Below are 20052 nucleotides of genomic sequence, written 5' to 3' on the forward strand. Positions count from 1 at the left end.
GTTGATGTCGTAAAGTAAAAAGGGCGGAACCGAGGTTCCGCCCTTTTTTAATTGCAGCCGTTAAGCTGGCTTAGAACCAAGTTTCCACCTGGAAACCATACGACGTGCCGCTGGTATTGTTGTTGTAGATCGGGCCGCCGTTGTTCGACGCATTGACCGAGGCGGTGGCCGCATCGTTCCATTTGCCGTAGGTCACGAAAGCGCGCAGTTCAGGACGCGACCACAGGCCAGGGCCGGCCGAGATCGTCGGGGCGATGGTCAGCTTGGTCAGGCGCTTGGCCGGCAGGCCGCCCGCTTGCGTCACGCGGTCCGTGCCCAGTTCGCCCACCAGCTTGAAGTTGTTGGTGAACGCGTACACAGGACGCACGCCGACCGAGGTCCAGGTCGAGGAACCGTTGGCGTTCGACTCATCTTTTTGCCACAGGGCGACGAATTCCATGCCGAAGTTGGCCATCGGCTGGATCGCCATGTCATTGAAGATGCGCGTGCGTTTCACGTCCGAACCCAAACCGGTGTCGCCCGAAGCGCCGAACTGCGCGCCCTGGCCGGTGCCGGGACCGACGCCGTACTGCACGCCGAAGGTGTTGCCGCCGCCAAACACTTTACCTTGGCGGTGGAATGCCGACAGTTGCCAGCCGTTGTGTTTCTTGCCGTAGACGTCGTTGTCCTTGCCTTCGCCGATGATGTAGGTGGCGGCCAGGTCCAGGGTGCCGTTTTCATTGACGGGAATTTCGCCGTAGATGAAGTTCTGGCGCACGGCCGAGGTGGTGCCGAGGATGGCGCCCGTGTTCGGATCACGCTTGTTGAGATCGCGGTCCTTGAAGAAGGCGTACGAGAATTTACCGGGGCCGGCAGGAATGCGGTCCAGACCGGCGCCCGTACCGTTCATGTTGATGTACTGCAAATCCAGCATGTGGATGTCGGGACGGTAGTAGAAGCGTTTGCCGATCCAGGCCGTGCCGCCGTTCAGGAAATCGAGTCCCTGCGCTTCGACGTAGGCCTTGACGATGCCCAGCTTGTTGTCGCCGAAATCCGAATTCGGCGCATAGGCGTTGACCCAGATGGTGGCCAGGTAGTTCACGCCGCCGGACTGGGCGACGGACTTGGTGTAGCCAAATTCCGTGTAGGCATCGCACTCATTGCCCAGACGGTACTTCATGGTATTGCCGCCCAGGCCGAAGCAGCCTTGCGAACCGCCGTCGCCCGACGTATTGCTGCCGGCGCCGGCGCGCAGGTAGCCGTGGAAGCCTTCGGCATCACTTGGGTACATGGGGTCGGCCATGGCGGAAGCGCTGGCGATGGCCAGGAGCAGGGCAGGTAAGGTTTTCAATGCAGTGCGATTCATGCGGTCTCCAGAAGAATGTAGGTGGTAGCGCTGGCGCCCCGGAAGGACGGCCACCGCACACGGTCTAATGCCGAAAACCAAGTCTAGCAGCGCTTTTTTAACCAGACCGATACAAAACGTACAAGTGACGATACTTTCTTTCAAAGTGTTGTTTTTACTCAATATCGATACTCTCGCGCATAGTGGCGCTGCAAAAGAGTATCGAATTGCGGTTTTGGAGTATCAGAAAGTATCAAAGCCCGGTGCTACATTGTGGTCGTGGTGCCAACAAGCGGCATTGCCAACGACAAAAAACACTGGAGACACACAATGAAACGTACCGCCATTGCCGCGCTGTGCGCCGGCGCGCTCTGCCTCAGCTCGTCCGCCTCGGCCGCAACCGACCTCGTCATCGCCACCGTCAACAACGGCCACATGATCGAAATGCAAAAGCTCAGCAAGTTCTTCGAGCAAGCCAATCCCGACATCAAGCTCAAATGGGTGACCCTGGAAGAGGGCGTCTTGCGCCAGCGCATGACCACCGATATCGCCACCAAGGGCGGCCAGTTCGACGTGATGACCATCGGCCTGTATGAAACGCCCATCTGGGGCAAGAAAAACTGGCTGATCCCCATCAAGCCGGACGCCAAGTACGATATCGACGACCTGCTGCCCGCCATCCGCGAAGGCCTGTCCGGCGACGGCAAGCTGTACGCGTCGCCGTTCTATGGCGAAAGCTCGATGATCATGTACCGCAGCGACCTGGTCAAAAAGGCGGGCGTGACGATCGAAGACCGCCCCAGCTGGAACCAGCTGCGCGACGTGGCGGCCAAGCTGCACGACCCGGCCAACGGCGTGTACGGCATCTGCCTGCGCGGCAAGCCGGGCTGGGGCGACAAACATGGCGCTGATCACCACCATGGCCAACTCCTACGGCGGCCAGCTGTTCGACATGCAATGGAAGCCGCAATTTACCAGCAAGCCGTGGAAGGACGCGGTCACCATGTATGTCGACCTGATGAAGAAATACGGCCCGCCAGGCGCGGCAGCCAACAGCTTCAATGAAAACCTGGCGTTGTTCAACCAGGGCAAGTGCGGCATCTGGATCGACGCGACGATCGCCGCCTCCTTCATCACGGACCCGAAACAGAGCAAGGTGGCCGACAAGGTGGCGTTTGCCCAGTCGCCCGTCGGCGTGACGGAGCGGGGCGCCAACTGGCTGTGGATCTGGTCGCTGGCCATCCCGTCGAGCTCGAAACACCCGAACGAAGCGCAGCGCTTCATCAACTGGGCCACGTCGCCCGATTACGTGAAACTGGTTGCCAAGGAAACCAGCTGGGCCAACGTGCCGACGGGTACGCGCAAGTCCACGTATGCGAGTCCCGAGTTCCAGAAAGTGGCGAAATTTGCCGCCGCCGAAGGCAAGGCCCTGGCCACCACGCGCGCCGTGCAAAGCACCTTGCCGCCTTCGCCGTACGTGGGCGTGCAATTCGCGTCGATCCCGGAGTTCCAGGTGATCGGCGTGGCCGCCGGCCAGCAGATGGCGGCAGCGCTGCTGGGCAAGGTGACGGTGGAGCAGGCGCTGGAATTGTCGCAGCAGACGGCGGAACGTGAAATGCGTAAGGGCGGGTACTACAAGTAAGACTGCTGCATAGTTTGCGTACCCCAACGGCATAAATCTGGGGTCGGACCCTGAGGGTCCGACCCCGGTACTTTAGCTTTGCGGGTTATCGGTTCACCTGCCCCAAGAGAACATTATGAAACGCATTATCCCCCGGACTTTGCTGACGCCGGCCGTGCTTGCCGTCTCCGTCATTTCCGTGATCCCGTTATTGATCACGCTGTATTACGCGTTCGTGCGCTATTCCATGCTCGATCCGAGCGGCCATCCTTTCCATGGGCTGGCCAATTTTCACTTTTTCTTTAGCGATGCCTCGTTCCTGCCGGCCTTGCAGAACACGTTTACCTTGCTGTTTTCCGTCATGCTGGTGACAGTCGTGCTGGGCACGGCGCTGGGCTTGCTGATCAATGAAGCGTTTCCGGGGCGCGCCGTCGTGCGCGTGCTCTTGATTTCGCCGTTTCTCGTCATGCCGGCCGTGAATGCCCTGATGTGGAAGAACATGCTGCTCAACCCGATCTACGGCCTGTTCGCGCAAATCAGCATCTTCTTTGGCGCCACGCCCGTCGACTGGCTGTCGGCGCATCCCTTGTTCTCGATCATCATGATGGTCTCCTGGCAATGGCTGCCGTTTGCCTGCCTGATCTTCATGACGGCGCTGCAATCGATGGACCGGGAACAGCTGGAAGCGGCGCGCATGGATGGCGCCACCTACCTGCAGCAGTTGCGCTACCTCTATATTCCGCACCTGGGCCGCGCCGTTTCGGTGGTGCTGATGATCGAAATGATCTTCTTGCTGTCGATCTTTGCGGAAATCTTTACCACCACGGGCGGCGGTCCCGGCTTCGACACGACCACCATCACCTTCATGATTTACCAGCAGGCACTGCTGTCGTATGACGTGGGAGCAGCCTCGGCCGGTGCCCTGTTCGCCGTGCTCATCGCCAACATCGCCGCCTTCTTCCTGATGCGCGTCATCGGCAAGAATCTGTCGAAATAAGGAGACCTTGATGCATAGCAAACTTCATTTATATAGCCGCACGGCCGCCGCCTGGCTGTGTGCGCTGCTGCTGTTCTTCCCCATCTTCTGGCTGGGCTTGATGGCTTTCAAGACGGAAGGGCAAGCCATTTCCACGCCGCCGCTGCTGTTTTTCACGCCCACCCTGGACAGCTTCCGCGAAGTGCTGGCGCGCGACAATTACTTCGGCTACGCGTGGAACTCGCTGTTTACCAGCGTGGTCTCCACCGCGATTGGCCTGCTGATCGCCATCCCGGCCGCCTATTCCATGGCCTTCTTTCCCACGGGCGGCACCATCGGCTTGCTGAAATTTATGCTCAGCTCGCGCTACATGCCCGGCGTGGGCGCGCTGATGCCCATCTATATCTGCTACCAGTACTTCGGCCTGCTCGATACGCGCATCGGCCTGACCATCATGTTCATGCTGATGAACCTGCCCATCATGATCTGGCTGCTGTACACGAGCATGAAGGAGCTGCCGCGCGAAATCCTCGAGGCGTCGCGCATGGATGGCGCCACCGTGTGGGACGAGTTCCGCCACGTCGTGCTGCCCCTGTCCGTGGGCGGCATCGCTTCCACGGCGCTGGTCTGCATGGTGTGGTCGTGGAATGAATCGTTCTGGTCGCTGAACCTGGGCGCGTCCAACGCGGGCACGCTGGCCTGGCTCATCGCTTCGTATTCGAGCCCGGAAGGACTCTTCTGGGCCAAATTGTCGGCCGCTTCGCTGATGGCCATCGCGCCCATCATGGCGCTGGGCTGGTTCTGCCAGAAACAGTTAGTACAAGGTATGACTTTCGGCGCCGTCAAATAATCGATGCCTCCATAAACCTACTGCGCGGCCCAATTTCGGCTCTCCGTTGCTCACTGTGCATCCGCACAGCTCCGCTACTCAAACCGAACTTGAACTGCTCGCTACGGTTTCTGAAAGCATCGAAAAACAAATCAGAATTGAGAAAAATCATGGCTTACCTTCAACTGAGCAATATCGAGAAATTCTTTGGCGAGCACCGCGCCATCAAGGGCATCGACCTGGACATTCAACAGGGCGAGTTCGTCGTCTTCGTGGGGCCGTCGGGTTGCGGTAAATCAACCCTGCTGCGCCTGATCGCGGGCCTGGAACCGATCGACGGCGGCAAGCTGTCGCTCGACGGGCGCGACATCACGAACCTGCCGTCATCGAAGCGCGACCTGGCGATGGTATTCCAGTCGTATGCGCTGTACCCGCACATGACGGTGTTCCAGAACATGTCGTTTCGCGCTGAAACTGGCCGGCGTCGATCCCGCCATCATCCGCGAAAAGGTCGACAAGGCGGCTGCCATCCTCGACCTTGGGCGTTACCTGGAGCGCACGCCGAAGGAATTGTCGGGCGGCCAGCGCCAGAGGGTGGCCATCGGCCGCGCCATCGTGCGCGACCCGAAGGTGTTTTTGTTCGACGAACCGCTGTCGAACCTCGATGCGGCCCTGCGCGTGCAGACGCGCATCGAGATCGCCAAGCTGCACCGCGAACTGGGCGCCACCACCATCTACGTCACGCACGACCAGGTCGAGGCGATGACCCTGGCCGACCGCGTGGTGGTGCTGCGCGACGGGCAGATTGAGCAGCATGGTTCGCCCCTGGAACTGTATGACCGTCCCGCCAATCGCTTCGTCGCGCAATTCATCGGCACGCCCAGCATGAACGTGGTGCCCGCCGACGCGGCGCCGCAGCTGCTGGCGCAGGCGGGCAGCGCGGCGCAGGCGGACGGTTTTGTCGGTATCCGCCCCGAACACGTGCACCTGGGCGCGGCGCAGCCGGGCAGCGTGCCCGTCACAGTCGACCTGGTAGAGTCCCTGGGCGTGGAAACCCTGACCTATGTGCGCCTGCCGAACAATGTGCAGGTGGTCTCGCGCGGCGCGGAGCGCAGCAGCCTGCAGCCGGGCCAGCAGACGCACCTGACGTTCGAACCGGGCTTCGTCCATTATTTCGACCGCGCCGGCAAGACCTATGCGGCGGCGAAAGGAGCGCTGTAATGGACGCCATCGCATTGAAGCAATCGAACCTGGCGCGGCTGCCAGGGAACGTGGCCGTGCCCGCGTATGCGCGCGAGGCGCTCGTGGCCAGCATCGTGCATATCGGCGTGGGTGGCTTTTTTCGCGCTCACCAGGCCGTGTATCTCGATGACTTGCTGGCCTTGCCCGGCAACGCAGAATGGGGATACTGCGGCGTGGGCTTGCTGGCGACCGACGCGGCCATGCGCGACGCCATGCGGGCGCAGGACGGTTTATATACGGTGATCGAACGCAGCGCGACCGGCGATGCCGCGCGCATCATCGGCAGCGTCGGCGACTACCTGTATGCGCCCGACGAGCCGCAAGCCGTGCTGGAAAAGCTGGCCGACCCCGGCACGCGCATCGTCGCGCTGACCATCACCGAGGGCGGCTATTACGTCAACCAGGGCACGGGCGAGTTTGACGCCGATCATGCCGACATTGCGTACGAACTGGCGCACCCGCAGGCGCCGCGCTGCTCGTTCGGCTACCTGGCCGCCGCGCTGGCCCTGCGCCGCCAGCGCGGCCTGGCGCCGTTTACCATCATGTCCTGCGATAACCTGCAAAACAATGGCGACGTGACGCGCAAGATGCTGCTGGCCTTTGTCGCCCTGCGCGACGGCGAACTGGCGCGCTGGCTGGCCACGCAGGGCAGCTTCCCCAACAGCATGGTCGACCGCATCACGCCGGCCACCACGGATGAACACCGGGCGCTCGTGCGCGAACGTTTTGGCATCATCGACGCCTGGCCCGTCGTGTGCGAGCCGTTCCGCCAGTGGGTCATTGAGGATGAATTCCCGCAGGGCCGGCCGGCCTGGGAAAAGGTGGGCGCGCAGATGATGACGCACGACGTGCTGCCGTATGAAAAGATGAAGCTGCGCTTGCTCAATGCCAGCCACCAGGCCCTGTGCTACATTGGCATGCAGCTCGGCTACACGTTTGCGCACGAAGCGATGGGCGATGCGGGCATCCGGCTGCTGGTGCGGCGCATGATGGATGATGAAGTCACGCCCCTGCTCGATAGCGTGGCGGGTATCGATTTGGAACGGTACAAGGCGACCCTGCTCGAGCGCTTTTCGAATCCGGCCGTGCGCGACCAGCTGGCGCGCATCGGCACGGAAGGTTCTGCGCGCATCCCGAAATTCGTGCTGCCGTCCGTGCGCGAGGCGTTGGCCCGGGGCGGCGCCATCAAGCTGCTGGCGTTTACCGTGGCGTGCTGGTTCCGCTACCTGGAAGGCCACGACGAAGCGGGACGCGAGATGCCTTTGAGCGACCCGTATGCGGTGCGCCTGCGCGCGCTGGCGCTGCAGGGCGGCTCGGACGCCGCGGCGCTGCTGTCGCTGCGCGAGCTGTTCGGAGAATTGAGCGACACACAAGCGTTCACGCAGGCCGTATCGCAGTCGCTGGCCAAGCTGTACGGGCTGGGAGCGCGCGCGGCGCTGGAACAGATATTGGCCTGAGGGGGAGGGCGCGCCATGCCACGCAAAGCCGATGCCACATTGCCGCAGATGGAGCTGGAACAGCAGCGCGATGCCACGCCCGGCTTCGAGCCGAAAGGCAGTTTCGGCTTCATCCGCTACCTGGAGCATGGTTTTCCGAATGCGCTGGTGCGCTGGCATTACCACGACGAATACGAGCTGCATCTGATCGTGGCGACGAGCGGCAAGGTCTTTGTCGGCGACCATATCGGCCAGTTCGCGCCCGGCCACCTGGTGCTGACGGGCCCCCGCGTGCCGCATAACTGGGTCTCGCTCGACACGCCGCCCGAAGGCGTGGCCCTGCGCGACATGGTGATCCAGTTTTCGCATGCGCCGCTGGCGTCGATGGCGGCCGCCATTCCCGAATTGAAGGATATTTTCCCGCTGCTGCAGCGCGCCCTGCACGGCGTGGAATTCTTTGGCGTGAGCGAACAGTCGCTGCGGCGCTTCCGGCGCATCCGCGACAGCAGCGGCCTGCCGCGCTTCATTGAATTTCTCACCCTGCTGGGCGAGCTGGCGCAAACCAGCGACTACCAGCTGCTGTCGACGGTGCCCATGCAATCGAGCGACGATGACGTGGCCCTGGCGCGCATCAGCTCCGCCATCAACTTCATCGTGCACAATTACAGCAGCCAGTTCTCGCTGAAACAGCTGGCCGAGCAGGTGGACATGCCCGAGCGGACGTTCTCGCGCTTCTTTCGCCACGCCACGGGCAACAGCTTCACGGACTTCGTCAACCGCCTGCGCATCAACAAGGCGTGCCAGCTGCTGATGGAAACGGAGCGCTACGTCAGCAACATCTGCTACGAGGCCGGTTTTAACAATGTGGCCAATTTCAACCGGCGCTTCCTGGAATTGAAGGGTATGACGCCGAAGGAATTCCGCCAGCAGGCCCTGGGCCGTTTTGGCAGCTGAGGTTTTTTGAGGTACATTCGATGGCACGGGCGGGGACAGCCTGGGAGAGACGAGCATGGAACACCTGTGGCAGAAGGACGGCGAGCGCAAGGCGCCCGAGCTGGAACGCGAAAGCTACGACGGCATCATCAATTACCTGGAACACGGCTATCCCAGCTCGCGCGTGCGCTGGCACTGCCACGAAGAATATGAGCTGCACCTGATCGTCGCCACCAGCGGGCGCCTGTTCGTGGGCGACTATATCGGCGAATTCTCGCCCGGCCACCTGGTGCTGACGGGGCCGCGATTGCCGCACAACTGGATTTCCAACGTGGTGCCGGAAGGGGGCGTGGCCCTGCGCGACATGATCGTGCAGTTCGCCCACGCGCCGCTGGCGGGCGCCGCGCGCGTCATCCCCGAATTGCGCGAGCTGCTGCCCCTGCTCGAGCGCTCCAGCTATGGCGTGGAGTTTTTCGACATGGGCCACGAGGCCGAGCAGCACCTGGCGCGCATCCGCGCCACGCATGGCGCCGAGCGCTTCGCCGCATTCGTGCAATTGATGAGCAAGCTGGCGCGCACGGCCAATTACCGTTTGCTGTCGAGCGCCTCGCTGCGTTCCTACGACGATGACGCCACTCTGGCCAAGGTCAATGCCGTCCTCAATTACATCACCGAGAATTACCGCGAGCCGATTTCGGCGGAAATGCTGGCCGATCAGGTGGGCATGTCGCTGAGTAAATTCTCGCGTTTCTTCCGCAAGGCGACGGGCAACAGTTTTACGGATTTCATCAGCCGGCTGCGCATCAACAAGGCGTGCCAGCTGTTGATGGACACCGACCAATACGTGTCCAACGTCTGCTACGACGTGGGTTTCCAGAACGTGGCCAATTTCAACCGCCGCTTTTTACAGGTAAAAGGCGTCACGCCGAAGCAATTCCGGCGCCAGGCCGATGGCCGCTTCGGCGGCATCGGCGGCCCTGTTGCGGATGCGCCACTGGCGTGACGGCTGTCATGGGCTTGTCACTTTGCCCGGTTACTCTCCACGGCTTCAATCCCACCTTAGCCGAGGAATGCATGAACACTGCTGTAACGTCGACCCCGAAACTGACCCTGCTGGCCATCGCTGCCGGCCTGGCCCTGGCCGCCTGCGGCGGCAGCGATAATCCGCCAGCGGAGCCTTCCAAGCCCGTGGCGCAGACGGGCGTGTTCCTCGACGGCGCGGTGGAAGGACTCGATTACGTGGCCGGCAGCGCGGCCAAGGCCAGCACCAATGCCAAGGGCGAATTCATGTGCAACCCGGGCGACACGGTGGCCTTCAGCGTGGGCGGCCTGGCCCTGGGTTCGGCGCCGTGCGGCGCCATCGTCACGCCGCTGGCGCTGGCCGCCAGCACGAATGTGGCCGACGACAAGGTCGTCAACCGCCTGCTGGCGCTGCAACTGCTCGACGACGACAGCGATCCGTCGAACGGCATCAAGCTGACGGCCGAAGTGAAGGCTGCGCTGGCGGGCAAGACCCTGGACTTTGCCGCCGCCCCGGCCGTCTTCAACGCGGCCCTGGCCGCGCATCTGGCATCGGTGGGCGGGAAATTCGCCGGCCGCACGGTCGATGCCGAGCGCCGCGCCCTCGTGCGCGAGCATTTCGAAGACACGCTGGCCTCAAAAGCGGGCGCGCCCGTCAACGAGGCGCTGACGCAAGCCAATCCTGTCGGCGAAGTGAAGGTGACCGTGACGCGCTACCAGATCCAGGCGGACAGCAAGTTCTATGTGCCGTACGAAGGCGCCAACGCCAAGATCAAGGGCGAATTCCCGAACGGTTTCCTGCCTTCCTACGGTTCCGGCCTGGCCTGGCCTACAAGGGCAAGAACGCGGCCGGCGACCTGGAATTCTATGGCTTGACGGACCGCGGCCCGAACGGCGACGGCCCGCTGGTGCCCGATCCGTCGGGCAAGGGCACCATCGGCAGCAAGATCTTCCCGTCACCGAGCTTTACGCCTTCGTTTGGCGTGATCACCGTGGGCAAGAACGGCGCCGTGCTGGCATCGAGCACGCCGATCAAGGTGTCGGCCACGGTGAACAGCTCGGGCTTGCCCGTGCCCGTGGGCGCGGTGGGCAATTCGGCCGAGATTCCCGTCATGGATGCGATGAAGTTCGATGCCGCCAGCAAAGCCGTCTTCAATGCGGGCGGCCTCGATTCGGAAGCCATCGTCGTCGATGCCAAGCGCAATGCGCTGTGGGTGTCCGACGAATACGGTCCCTTCATCGTCAGGATCGATGCCGCCACGGGCATCATCCAGGCCAAGTACGAGCCGGGCAAGGGCTTGCCGGCGCTGTTCGCCAAGCGCCGCGCAAACCGCGGCATGGAAGGCATGACCTTAGATACGAGCAATGACAAGCTGTACGCCTTCCTGCAAAGCCCCCTGTCCGACGGCAGCGCGCCGTACTCGGCGACGAAGAAGAATGAACAGGTGGAGCGCTTTGCCCGCTTCACGCGCTGGATCGAATTCGACCCGGTGACGGGCACCAGCGGCAAGATGTATGCGTATCCGCTCAATGCCGCCGACTACCAGGATGGCCGCACGGGCAACGCCAAGCTGGGCGACATGGTGGCGCTGGGCGGCGGCAAGTTCCTCGTCATCGAGCAGGGTGCCGCGCCATCGGGCAAGGTATTCAACAAGCTGATGCTGGTCGAACTGAAAGGCGCCACCGACATCGCGGCCGCCGCCTACAACGCGACGACCTCGGACCTGGAAAAGAGCAGCATGGGCGGCGCCCCCTTCAATGGCGCCGACTGGGCCGCCGTCACGCCGCTGAAGAAAACCCTGCTGCTGGACTTGAACGCCATCGGCTGGGCGGCGGAAAAGGCCGAAGGCCTGACCCTGATCGACGACTCCACCATCGCGCTGGCCAACGACAATGACTTCGGCCTGAAAACCAAGGTCTTCGACGCGAATGGCGTGGAAGTCGATGGCGCCGACGTGACCAAGTGCACGGTCGATGCCAACGGCACCATCGTCACGAGCAGCGCGGCCGGCTGCAATGCCGCCAACACCATCCGCGTGGCGCGCGGCGACGACCGCGAGCGTCCTAGCCGCCTGTGGGTTGTGAAGTTTGCCAAGGCGCTCACTGCGTATTGATCGCGTATTGATATTGCGCAGTTGATGGATGAAAAAAAGCCGCACAGTGCAAACTGTGCGGCTTTTTACTTTGGTACAGACTTACTTTTTAGTGTAAGTATTGAGCCAATCGAGCACCGTGTGATGCCACAGCAGCGAGTTCGCCGGCTTCAGCACCCAGTGGTTCTCGTCAGGGAAGACCAGCAGCTTGCTCGGGATGCCGCGGCGCTGCAGCGCCGTGAAGGTGCCCAGGCCTTGCGCCGTGGGGATGCGGAAGTCCAGGTCGCCCTGCACCACCAGCATCGGCGTCTTCCAGTTTTTCACGAAGTTGACGGGATTGAACTGCTCGTGCTTGGCCGGGGGGCGTCGTAGTAGGTGCCGCCGTTTTCCCACTCGGTGAACCACAGTTCTTCCGTCGCGTAAGCCATGCCGCGGTTGTCGAACACGCCGTCGTGGTTGACCAGGCACTTGAAGCCGTCCGGCCAGTTACCGGCGATCCAGTTCATCATGTAGCCGCCGTAGGACGCGCCCAGCGCGCAGCTGCGCTCGCGGTCCAGCCATGGGAATTTTTTGGTGGCCGCTTCCAGGCCCTTTTGCAGGTCGAGCAGCGGCTTGCCGCCCCAGTCGCCGCTGATGGAGTCCGTGAACTTCTGGCCATAACCGGTGGAACCGTGGAAGTCGATGAAGACGGTGGCATAGCCGGCGCCCGCATACACTTGCGGATTCCAGCGGTAGCTCCAGCTGTTGCCGAAGCTGCCCTGCGGGCCGCCGTGCACCAAGAAGGCGACCGGATACTTTTCGCCGGCCTTGGCATTCCATGGCTTCATGACGTGGCCGTAGACGGTTTCGCCATCCGCGCCCGCGAACGAGAATTGTTCATATTCGCCGAAACGCACGTTGGCCAGCGCTTGCGCATTCTGCCTGGTCAACTGGACCATCGGCGCCGTTTCCGACTTCGCGTCGAGCTTGCGCGTGTACAGCTGCGCGCCCGAAGCCAGGTTCGCCTGCGCCAGCACGATGGTATTGCCGCGCACGTCGAAGTCGCCCACGGCGCCCTTGCCGGTCAGCGCGTTGACCTTGCCGCTGGCCGCGTCGATGTGGAACAGACGGTGCTGGCCCACGTCATCGGCGGCGACGAGGAAGGCCTTGCCGTCCGGCGTCCAGCGGAAGTCGGCCACGGAACGGTCCCAGTCGTCGGCCAGGGTGCGCTTCTTGCCCGTGGCGACATCCATCAGCACCAAATGAAAACGGTCCGCCTCGAAGCCCGGCTTGGTCATGGCCACGTAGGCCAGGGTGCGGCCATCGGGCGAGTAGGTGGCTTTCGCATCCCAGGCGGGATTGTCGGCCGTGAGGTTGCGCGGCGCCTGGCCGCCGGCGGCAGGAATTGTGTAGACGTCGAAGTTGGTCGACCACGATTCCGTGCGGCCGGCCACGCGCACGGAGAAGGCCACCGTCTTGCCGTCCGGGCTGAAGTGGTATTCGCTGTTGTCGCCGAACGGCTTCGATGGCGCGTCGCCATCGAGGGTGCCGCTCAGGCTCACGGGCGCGGCGCTGACCTTGCCGGCCGCGTCGATCGGCGCCGAATACAGCGCATTGCGGCGGCCGTCGGCCCAGGTATCCCAGTGGCGCACGAACATCTGGTCGTAGACCATGCCGCTGGCCTTGTTTTTCGCTTTTTCATCGAGGCGTTTTTTCGTGCAGGCGAGGTCCGCGCAATCGAGGTAGACGCCCATGCTGAAGGCCAGGCGGTCGCCCTGCGGCGACAGGCGGTAGGTGTCGACGTCCAGCGCCAGGTCGGTGACCTTGGCCGCTTCGCCGCCGTTCAGGGGCAGCTGCCACACTTGCGAGGAGCCGGAGCGGCCGGACAGGAAGTAGATGGCGTCGCCGTTCGGCGACCATTGCGGGTCGCTGGCGCTGGCGTCGCCGCGCGTGAGCTGGCGCGGCGCCGCGTTCGGCGCGCGCAGGTCGATCAGCCACAGCTGCGTGTTGCCGCGGTTTTTCTCCAGGTTGGTGGTGCGCACCGTGTAGACGACGCGCGTGGCGTCCGGCGACAGCACGGGGCTGCCCACGCGTTCCATGGCGACCATGTCTTCCACGGTGAAGCCGCGCGGCGCGGCCAGCGCCGGTTCCGCGGCAACGGCGGTGGTGGCCATGGCGGCACTGAATGCTCCCAAGAGCAGCAGACGTAAACTCATTCAAACTCCCAATGTTATTGCGACGTTGTTGATGTGATATGAACGTGGCCGGCTGTACCGCCGGCAGCCCGACATCATAGCAATAAAGACGCGCCCGCTGCGGGAGTTGACCGCCGGTTAGCCGGCCGGAACTGCCAGTTGGTCGAGCGCCACGTGGCCCAGGAAACCGCCCTGGCTGGCGGCCGGCAAGCCCGCCTCGATGGCGTGGGCAAAGCGGATGCCGGGGTCCTGTTCCAGCGCCGCCAGCACGCGTGCCGCGTGCGGATAGTCGCTTAACCGCGCCAGCTGCAGCGGTTCGGCCCAGCGCGCCGTGGCGGCCAGGTAGGCGTCGGCAATCGTCGGCGCGGCATCGGAGGCGAGCCAGGCGCGGCCTGCGAGCAGGCGTTCCAGATGCGCCAGGCTTTTGTTCACCTTCTCGATGGCCATTTCGCGCCAGACGGCCGCGCGCGCATCGCCTTCTGCCGCGTGCGACGCCTGGAAGGCGGGCATGAAGGCGGCGTGAAAGGTCATGTGCAGAAACGACAGCGCGCTGTTCAGTCGGTCGTAGGCGGGCGTGCCCTGCGCAAAGCCCAGGCCGCTATTGGGCGCGCGGGCGGCGATATGCAGCAGGATCGCCATGCTTTCCAGCAGCGGCGTGCCCGCGTGCGTGAGCAGGGCCGGCGTCTGGCCCAGGGGATTGATGGCGAGAAAGGTGGGATGCTGCTTGCTGGCGGGATCGCGCGCTTCCACGCGGGCAAGTTGGAAGGGCAGGCCGCTCCATTCGAGGGCGGCGATGGCGGCAAACGAGCAGCCGAACGGCACGCTGTAGATCAGGGTGGTTTCCATGCTGGAACTCCTTGTGAACTGAGGGAAGGGCAGTCTAGCGGCATAAGTTACTATTTGGAAGAAGGCAGAATAATGTGGTATAGGTACATTTTTTATACCAGATGGGGCATGCACATGAAAGACAATGTCTCCGGCTGCGCCGTGGAAGAAGCCATGCGTATGCTGGGCGGGCGCTGGAGGGTGGTGCTGCTCAGCTATCTGATGGCGGGGCCGAAGCGCTTCAGCGAAATCCGCCGCGCCGTGCCGAATATCTCGCAGCGCATGCTGACCCTGGACTTGCGCGCGCTGGAAGAGGCGGGCTTGCTCACGCGCACGGTCTACGCGGAAGTGCCCGTCAAGGTCGAGTACCAGCTGACGGACGAGGGCCTGCGCCTGCGCGAGCTGGTCGAGATGCTGCGCGCCATCGGCCTGCGCCTGCGCGGGCAGGCGGACGGGGGCGGCGCCTTTCTCGCGCCCGATGGCGTGGATTGTTCCCTATAGAAACAGCTGTCTTTATGTAAAGTGCTAGACTGCCGGCCTTTGATCACTACTTTTGACACCCATGCGCCTGACTACTTTCGCCCTGACCGCCGCCGCCCTGTTCGCCACTGTGCCAGCCCAGGCGGCCACCATGCCGACACTCGAAGAAATCCATGCCGCCGTGCAGGCGGGCGTGGCCAAGATGCAGTCGCGCATGCCCATCGCCGTGCGCGTCACCCGACTGCTGGGCTGCCAGGATGCGCAGGACGTGCCGGGCGAGGTGGTGTGCCTGGTGAACATGAGCGCCGGCATGCGCGAGGCCTTTACGGTACTGCCGCTGCGTAACGATGGCGGCACCTGGGTCGGCGTCGAGCGCAAGGACGCCCGGTTCGCGGGACCGTCGCCAGCCGAGGCGCAAGCGATGCTACGCGCGTGGGCCAAGGAAGAAGTGGCGCGCAATCCGGAAGCGGCCAAGGACGTGCAGATGCAGGAAGCGCAGACCACCATGCAGGTGACGGCCATCAACGAATGCGAAGTCAAGCGCAAGACGGGCTACCTCGTGTGCGATACGCAACTGAGCGTGCCAAGCCGTCCCGAAGGCATCAAGACTGAATTTACCTTCATGCTGGAAAGCGCCGGCTGGCGCTACGTGCCGCGCTAGGCGCCAGGCGGCGCACCCGCGGCCGCTTCACGCATTCCTCCCCAGACATAGCCGCCCGCCTGGCCGGCGCGGCCGGCAGGCACTCATCTTTCCCCAAGGCGCCAGCACCTCTCCGCCACGCCCGAGCCGTTCCGGCATGGCGCTGGCGCACTCTCTTTCCTGCACATCATGCCCGTATGGCTACCCATGAGGTCGCTTGCAGCGGGACTGCCGCATCTCCCATCGATGCATAAAATTCTGCCAAGTCGACATGGTTTAATTGTCATATTTATTGATTTATCACTGTTAATCAATGAAAGCGATAGAATTGGTGATTTTTGTGTCTATTGTTGCGATATTGCCATATAAATTAATTTATTTGGTTTATTTGTTTATTTTTGGCGTATGATATTGCTAATGCGCAAGTAAATATCGCGATCTGAATGCCTGGAGAACCGCCGTGCTGAAAAAAATAACGAGTAGCGAACTGGAGTTGGGAATGTATGTCGAACGCCTGGGCCGTTCCTGGCTCGATACCCCTTTCTGGACGCGTTCCTTCCTGCTGGAGTCGGCGGCCGACCTTGAGCGTATCCGCAAGGCACGCCCCTGCGAGTGGATGTGGATCGACACGACGCGCGGGCTGGCGCTGGCGGAACCCGCACCGGCATACGCATCCTCCTCTGCCGTGGAGCCGCCAGCCGCCGATGCCGTGCCCGCAGCAGTGCCCGCAGCCGCGCCCGCTGCCGCATTCACCAGCCCTACCGGCGCACGCGCCGAAGCCGGGCCGCCCCGCTCGCGCGACGAGGAGATGGCGCACGCCCGGCGCCTGATCGAACGCTCGCGCCAGGCCGTGCAGACGATGTTCGACGAAGTGCGCATGGGCAAGGCCTTGTCTGCGGCGCAGGCTTACGAACTGGTCGATGATATCGCCGCCTCGGTACTGCGCGGCGGCAACGTGCTGCTCGGCCTGGCGCGCCTGAAAACCGCCGACAACTACACGTATATGCATTCGGTGGCCGTGTGCGCGCTGATGACGGCGCTGGCCAAAGAGCTGGGCCTGGCGCCGGAGCAGGTGCGCTCGGCCGGTCTGGCGGGTTTGCTGCACGATATCGGCAAGATGGCCGTGCCCTCGGCCATCCTGAACAAGCCGGGCAGCCTGAGCGACGCGGAATTTTCCTCCGTGCGCGCCCATCCGGCCGCCGGCCACCGCATGTTGCAGGAGGTGGGCGAGATCGATCCGGTGGCGCTCGACGTGTGCCTGCACCACCATGAAAAACTCGACGGCAGCGGCTATCCCGAGGGCTTGCGTGGCGAGCAAATCAGCCTGTTTGCGCGCATGGGCGCCATCTGCGACGTGTACGACGCGATCACCTCGAACCGGCCGTACAAGCAGGGCTGGTGCCCGGCCGATTCGCTGCGCCGCATGGCCTCCTGGCGCGGCGCGCATCTCGACGCACAACTGTTTGCTGCCTTCGTCAAATGCCTGGGCATCTATCCGCTGGGCACCCTGGTGCGGCTGCAGTCGGAACGCCTGGCCGTGGTGGTGGGCCAGACACCGGGCAAGCCGCTGACGCAGCCCAGCGTGCGCGTGTTTTTTTCCATCCGCGCCGGCACCTGCATCGCCCCGACGGTCATCGACCTGGCGGCGCCGGGTTGCCAGGAGCGCATTGTTTCCACGGAAAGCGCAGCCCAGTGGCGCTTGCAGGACATCGACCGTTACTGGGCCGGCGAACCTGCCGTGGCGTGACGGCTGGCACGGCCGTAATAAAGTGCATTTTGTTAATAATAAAATATTAAAATAATGGTGCCAGTGCCGTGTCCGCTTTCCTGGCTGGCGACCGTTCCTTGTCCGCATACCCGTCACCGTACGGGCTACCACTAAGGATGTGACCATGCGACTCAATCTTCCCGTCAGCGATACCGAAATCACACTGAGCGATACCGAGACCATCGTCTCGACTACCGACTTGCAAGGCAATATCACTTATGCCAATCCGTATTTCATCGCCGTCAGCGGGTACAGCGCGGAAGAATTGATCGGCGCGCCGCAAAACATCCTCCGCCATCCGGACATGCCGGCCGAAGCGTTTGCCGATTTCTGGGCCACCATCCGCCGGGGCGCTCGTGGAGCGGCATGGTGAAAAACCGCTGCAAGAGCGGCGATTATTACTGGGTGCTGGCGAACGTGACGCCCGTGGTGGAAGACGGCGTGGCCGTCGGCTACATGTCCGTGCGCACCAAGCCCACGCGCCAGCAAGTGGCGCAGGCGTCCGCCCTGTACGCGCGCATCAAGGCGGGCCAGGCCGACGGCATCGCCCTGAGCCAGGGCGCCGCCGTGCGCACGGGCTGGCTGGCCAGGCTGCTCAGCGTGCGCGACATGGCCATCGGCCGGCGCATTGCCTGGAACCTGGGGGCGCTGGTCGTGCTCTTGCTGCTGCAGCTGGCCTGGGATGCGGGCTTGTTGCCGGATGCGCTACACGGCTGGCTGACGGGCCTGTCCGTGGCGGCCCTGTGCCTGACCCTGTATTTCTGGCATGCCCTGCACAAGGTGGTGCTGCAGCCGCTGCAGCGGGCGCGCCAGGCGTGCGACGTGATGGCGGGCGGCGACCGACCTGACTGGCGAGCTCGACACGACGCGGCGCGACGAAATGGGGCAGCTGCTGCGTTCCTTGCGCCAGCTGCGCGTGAACCTGCATTCCATCGTTGGCGACGTGCGCGGCAACTTCCTGCGCATCAGCATGGCCAGCCAGGAAATCGCCGCCGGCAATATGGACTTGTCGGGCCGCACGGAAGCGCAGGCCTCGGCCCTGGAGCAGACGGCATCGAGCATGGAGCAGCTGGCCGCCACGGTGCAGCAAAACAGCGGCAATGCCGTGCAAGCGAGCGACATGGCGGGCAAAGTTCACGGCCTGGCCGGGCGCGGCGGCGAGATCGTCGGCCAGATGGTGACGATGATGGCGGACATTAACGCTTCATCGAAGAAGATCGGCGACATTACGGGCATTATCGAGGGCATCGCCTTCCAGACGAATATCCTGGCCCTGAACGCGGCCGTGGAAGCGGCGCGCGCCGGCGACCAGGGGCGCGGTTTCGCCGTGGTGGCGGGCGAAGTGCGCAGCTGGCGCACCGCAGTGCGGCGGCGGCCACGGAAATCAAGCAATTGATCACGGCCTCGCTGGAACAGGTACAGGCGGGCGCGAAGCTGGCACAGCAGGCGGGCGCCAGCAGCGCCGAAATGCTGGGCGCCGTGCAGGGCGTGCACGGCATCATGGAAGAGATCGCCTCGGCCTCGCGCGAGCAAAGCCACGGCATCGGGCAAGTCAACATGGCCGTCACGCAGATGGATGAAGTGACGCAACAGAACGCGGCATTGGTGGAAGAGTCGGCGGCCGCATCCGCGTCGCTGCAAGACCAGGCCTTGCAACTGGAGCAAGCCATGGCCCTGTTCAAGCTGGAACGGCGGCGCGGCGGCCCGGCCGTGCCCTTGCGCGCGCCAGAGCGCCGCGCTACAGCAGGCGCTCTGACAGCGCCTTGAACGGCACCTTGGGCACGAGGAAGGCGAACGGAGCGGACAAGGGCGGCAACTGTGCCAGCAAGCCGCAGTCGGCGCGCAAGGGCGTCAGCGCTTGTACTTGATCCAGATCAACGGGCAAGTCGATTTCGCCGAAGACCAGCTTGTCATTGCGCGGCACGTGCGCGATGGCCGCATCCTGGCAGGCGAGGAAGGCGACGGCGTCGCGCCAGCTGCCGAACAGTTGCTGCCAATCCGTATCGAGGCCATGCTCCGCCGTGATGTCCGCCTGCACGTCCAGTGCCGGGGCGCTGCCGGCGCCGCTGGCGATGCTGCAGCGGGCCTGCGTGGCCGTGACGTCCAGCGTCATGCCGGCCGCCAGGTGCGTCGGCAGGATATCGCTGAACAGCCGCGTGCCCAGCGCATGCGGCAAGCTGGCCATGATGTTTTTCAGGAAATACACGCAAGACACGGCGGGCGCGCCCGCTGGCGTATGGTCCAGGTACAGGCGCCAGTTGCTTTGCAGGGGAGAGGGCAGCAGGCGGCGCAAGGGCCCCAGCAGGGCGGGACCGAAATGGCCGTGGCGGTAGGTCAGCACGGTAAATGGCGTCTTGCCATCGCGCTGCCACAGGGCAACGCCCGGCGGCAATAATGTCTGCGCTGCAGCGGCATCGACCAGCCAGCTCACGTACACGACGTCGCGCACGTCGCTGTGCAGTTTCAGGAAGGGCAGGCGCGCCATGACGGCCTGGCGCAGATGGGCGAAATGCGCGCAATTGGCGAGCGCGGCAAACAGGCGCCCCGGCCAGCCCGCGCGCGGGTGACGGTAAGTGTTGTCTTGCAATTGGGAACTTTCGGGAAAGGCGCGGAGGGTTGATACGCTAACGCTGCAACGCCCGTCCACATCATCGCGAGCGGCAGCGATGTGTGGCCGAGACGCGCAGCTGT

Annotated in this window: 15 protein-coding genes and 4 pseudogenes; 15 read left to right on the forward strand and 4 right to left on the reverse strand. The window is 63.5% G+C overall.

Annotated features, from left to right (window positions below):
• Positions 1 to 70: 70 nt before the first annotated feature.
• On the reverse strand, positions 71 to 1345 hold the full coding sequence (locus ACQVLG_RS17640; RefSeq protein ID WP_474290418.1) for a carbohydrate porin: 1275 nt from the start codon (positions 1343 to 1345) through the stop codon (positions 71 to 73).
• 309 nt (positions 1346 to 1654) lie between these two features.
• Between ACQVLG_RS17640 and ACQVLG_RS17645 the strand changes: the two are divergent.
• The 9 genes and pseudogenes from ACQVLG_RS17645 to ACQVLG_RS17685 all read left to right on the forward strand — a co-directional run bounded on the left by ACQVLG_RS17645 (position 1655) and on the right by ACQVLG_RS17685 (position 11495).
• Positions 1655 to 2966, forward strand: a pseudogene (locus ACQVLG_RS17645) (ABC transporter substrate-binding protein).
• 115 nt (positions 2967 to 3081) lie between these two features.
• Positions 3082 to 3942, forward strand: coding sequence for a carbohydrate ABC transporter permease (locus ACQVLG_RS17650; RefSeq protein WP_474290420.1), 861 nt, complete (start codon positions 3082 to 3084; stop codon positions 3940 to 3942).
• Between the two features lie 10 nt (positions 3943 to 3952).
• On the forward strand, positions 3953 to 4771 hold the full coding sequence (locus tag ACQVLG_RS17655; RefSeq protein ID WP_230542260.1) for a carbohydrate ABC transporter permease: 819 nt from the start codon (positions 3953 to 3955) through the stop codon (positions 4769 to 4771).
• A 149-nt stretch (positions 4772 to 4920) separates the two neighbouring features.
• Positions 4921 to 5971 (forward strand): annotated as a pseudogene (locus ACQVLG_RS17660) (ABC transporter ATP-binding protein).
• On the forward strand, positions 5971 to 7449 hold the full coding sequence (locus ACQVLG_RS17665) for a mannitol dehydrogenase family protein (RefSeq protein WP_474290422.1): 1479 nt from the start codon (positions 5971 to 5973) through the stop codon (positions 7447 to 7449). The pseudogene ACQVLG_RS17660 and the gene ACQVLG_RS17665 overlap by 1 nt, the downstream one beginning before the upstream one ends.
• Before the next feature lie 15 nt (positions 7450 to 7464).
• Entirely contained in the window at positions 7465 to 8382 is a 918-nt protein-coding gene (locus ACQVLG_RS17670) for a helix-turn-helix domain-containing protein (RefSeq protein ID WP_230542257.1), read from the forward strand.
• Positions 8383 to 8437: 55 nt separating this feature from the next.
• Complete coding sequence (locus ACQVLG_RS17675; protein WP_474290424.1) at positions 8438 to 9364, forward strand: helix-turn-helix domain-containing protein; 927 nt, start codon at positions 8438 to 8440, stop codon at positions 9362 to 9364.
• A 71-nt stretch (positions 9365 to 9435) separates the two neighbouring features.
• Positions 9436 to 10257, forward strand: coding sequence for a hypothetical protein (locus ACQVLG_RS17680; RefSeq protein WP_474290426.1), 822 nt, complete (start codon positions 9436 to 9438; stop codon positions 10255 to 10257).
• Positions 10254 to 11495, forward strand: coding sequence for an esterase-like activity of phytase family protein (locus ACQVLG_RS17685; RefSeq protein ID WP_474290428.1), 1242 nt, complete (start codon positions 10254 to 10256; stop codon positions 11493 to 11495). The genes ACQVLG_RS17680 and ACQVLG_RS17685 overlap by 4 nt, the downstream gene beginning before the upstream one ends.
• 81 nt (positions 11496 to 11576) lie before the next feature.
• Here ACQVLG_RS17685 and ACQVLG_RS17690 read toward each other — a convergent pair.
• Together ACQVLG_RS17690 and ACQVLG_RS17695 are read right to left on the reverse strand one after the other, a co-directional pair.
• Positions 11577 to 13669: pseudogene (locus tag ACQVLG_RS17690) on the reverse strand (S9 family peptidase).
• Between the two features lie 117 nt (positions 13670 to 13786).
• Complete coding sequence (locus ACQVLG_RS17695; RefSeq protein WP_474290430.1) at positions 13787 to 14494, reverse strand: glutathione S-transferase family protein; 708 nt, start codon at positions 14492 to 14494, stop codon at positions 13787 to 13789.
• 114 nt (positions 14495 to 14608) lie between these two features.
• Between ACQVLG_RS17695 and ACQVLG_RS17700 the strand changes: the two genes are divergently transcribed.
• The 6 genes and pseudogenes from ACQVLG_RS17700 (at position 14609) to ACQVLG_RS17725 (ending at position 19128) form a co-directional block, all read left to right on the forward strand.
• The gene (locus ACQVLG_RS17700) at positions 14609 to 14974 is read left to right on the forward strand and encodes a winged helix-turn-helix transcriptional regulator (protein ID WP_474290432.1); all 366 of its coding nucleotides are present in this window, start codon (positions 14609 to 14611) and stop codon (positions 14972 to 14974) included.
• A gap of 61 nt (positions 14975 to 15035) precedes the next feature.
• A complete protein-coding gene (locus ACQVLG_RS17705) occupies positions 15036 to 15614 on the forward strand; it encodes a hypothetical protein (RefSeq protein WP_474290433.1) in 579 nt (192 codons plus the stop codon).
• 439 nt (positions 15615 to 16053) lie between these two features.
• A complete protein-coding gene (locus tag ACQVLG_RS17710) occupies positions 16054 to 17340 on the forward strand; it encodes an HD-GYP domain-containing protein (RefSeq protein ID WP_474290435.1) in 1287 nt (428 codons plus the stop codon).
• Between the two features lie 145 nt (positions 17341 to 17485).
• Positions 17486 to 17734 (forward strand): PAS domain S-box protein, encoded by a 249-nt coding sequence (locus ACQVLG_RS17715; RefSeq protein ID WP_474290437.1) that lies wholly within the window; start codon positions 17486 to 17488, stop codon positions 17732 to 17734.
• Entirely contained in the window at positions 17728 to 18561 is an 834-nt protein-coding gene (locus ACQVLG_RS17720; RefSeq protein WP_474290439.1) for a hypothetical protein, read from the forward strand. Before ACQVLG_RS17715 ends, ACQVLG_RS17720 begins: the two co-directional genes overlap by 7 nt.
• Positions 18536 to 19128, forward strand: a pseudogene (locus ACQVLG_RS17725) (methyl-accepting chemotaxis protein). Before ACQVLG_RS17720 ends, ACQVLG_RS17725 begins: the two are co-directional and overlap by 26 nt.
• On the opposite strand, the gene ACQVLG_RS17730 reads toward ACQVLG_RS17725, so the two are convergent.
• The gene (locus ACQVLG_RS17730) at positions 19100 to 19948 is read right to left on the reverse strand and encodes a DUF2071 domain-containing protein (protein WP_474290440.1); all 849 of its coding nucleotides are present in this window, start codon (positions 19946 to 19948) and stop codon (positions 19100 to 19102) included. The pseudogene ACQVLG_RS17725 and the gene ACQVLG_RS17730 overlap by 29 nt on opposite strands.
• Positions 19949 to 20052 lie beyond the last annotated feature (104 nt).

The sequence above is a fragment of the Janthinobacterium sp. TPC_1 genome (assembly GCF_056037845.1).

Coding starts and splice junctions, on each gene's coding strand:
- ACQVLG_RS17665 (WP_474290422.1), top strand. CDS start 5,971: ATGGACGCCATCGCATTGAAGCAATCGAACCTGGCGCGGCTGCCAGGG.
- ACQVLG_RS17720 (WP_474290439.1), top strand. CDS start 17,728: ATGGTGAAAAACCGCTGCAAGAGCGGCGATTATTACTGGGTGCTGGCG.
- ACQVLG_RS17670 (WP_230542257.1), top strand. CDS start 7,465: ATGCCACGCAAAGCCGATGCCACATTGCCGCAGATGGAGCTGGAACAG.
- ACQVLG_RS17640 (WP_474290418.1), bottom strand. CDS start 1,345: ATGAATCGCACTGCATTGAAAACCTTACCTGCCCTGCTCCTGGCCATC.
- ACQVLG_RS17715 (WP_474290437.1), top strand. CDS start 17,486: ATGCGACTCAATCTTCCCGTCAGCGATACCGAAATCACACTGAGCGAT.
- ACQVLG_RS17655 (WP_230542260.1), top strand. CDS start 3,953: ATGCATAGCAAACTTCATTTATATAGCCGCACGGCCGCCGCCTGGCTG.
- ACQVLG_RS17705 (WP_474290433.1), top strand. CDS start 15,036: ATGCGCCTGACTACTTTCGCCCTGACCGCCGCCGCCCTGTTCGCCACT.
- ACQVLG_RS17650 (WP_474290420.1), top strand. CDS start 3,082: ATGAAACGCATTATCCCCCGGACTTTGCTGACGCCGGCCGTGCTTGCC.
- ACQVLG_RS17695 (WP_474290430.1), bottom strand. CDS start 14,494: ATGGAAACCACCCTGATCTACAGCGTGCCGTTCGGCTGCTCGTTTGCC.
- ACQVLG_RS17680 (WP_474290426.1), top strand. CDS start 9,436: ATGAACACTGCTGTAACGTCGACCCCGAAACTGACCCTGCTGGCCATC.
- ACQVLG_RS17700 (WP_474290432.1), top strand. CDS start 14,609: ATGAAAGACAATGTCTCCGGCTGCGCCGTGGAAGAAGCCATGCGTATG.
- ACQVLG_RS17675 (WP_474290424.1), top strand. CDS start 8,438: ATGGAACACCTGTGGCAGAAGGACGGCGAGCGCAAGGCGCCCGAGCTG.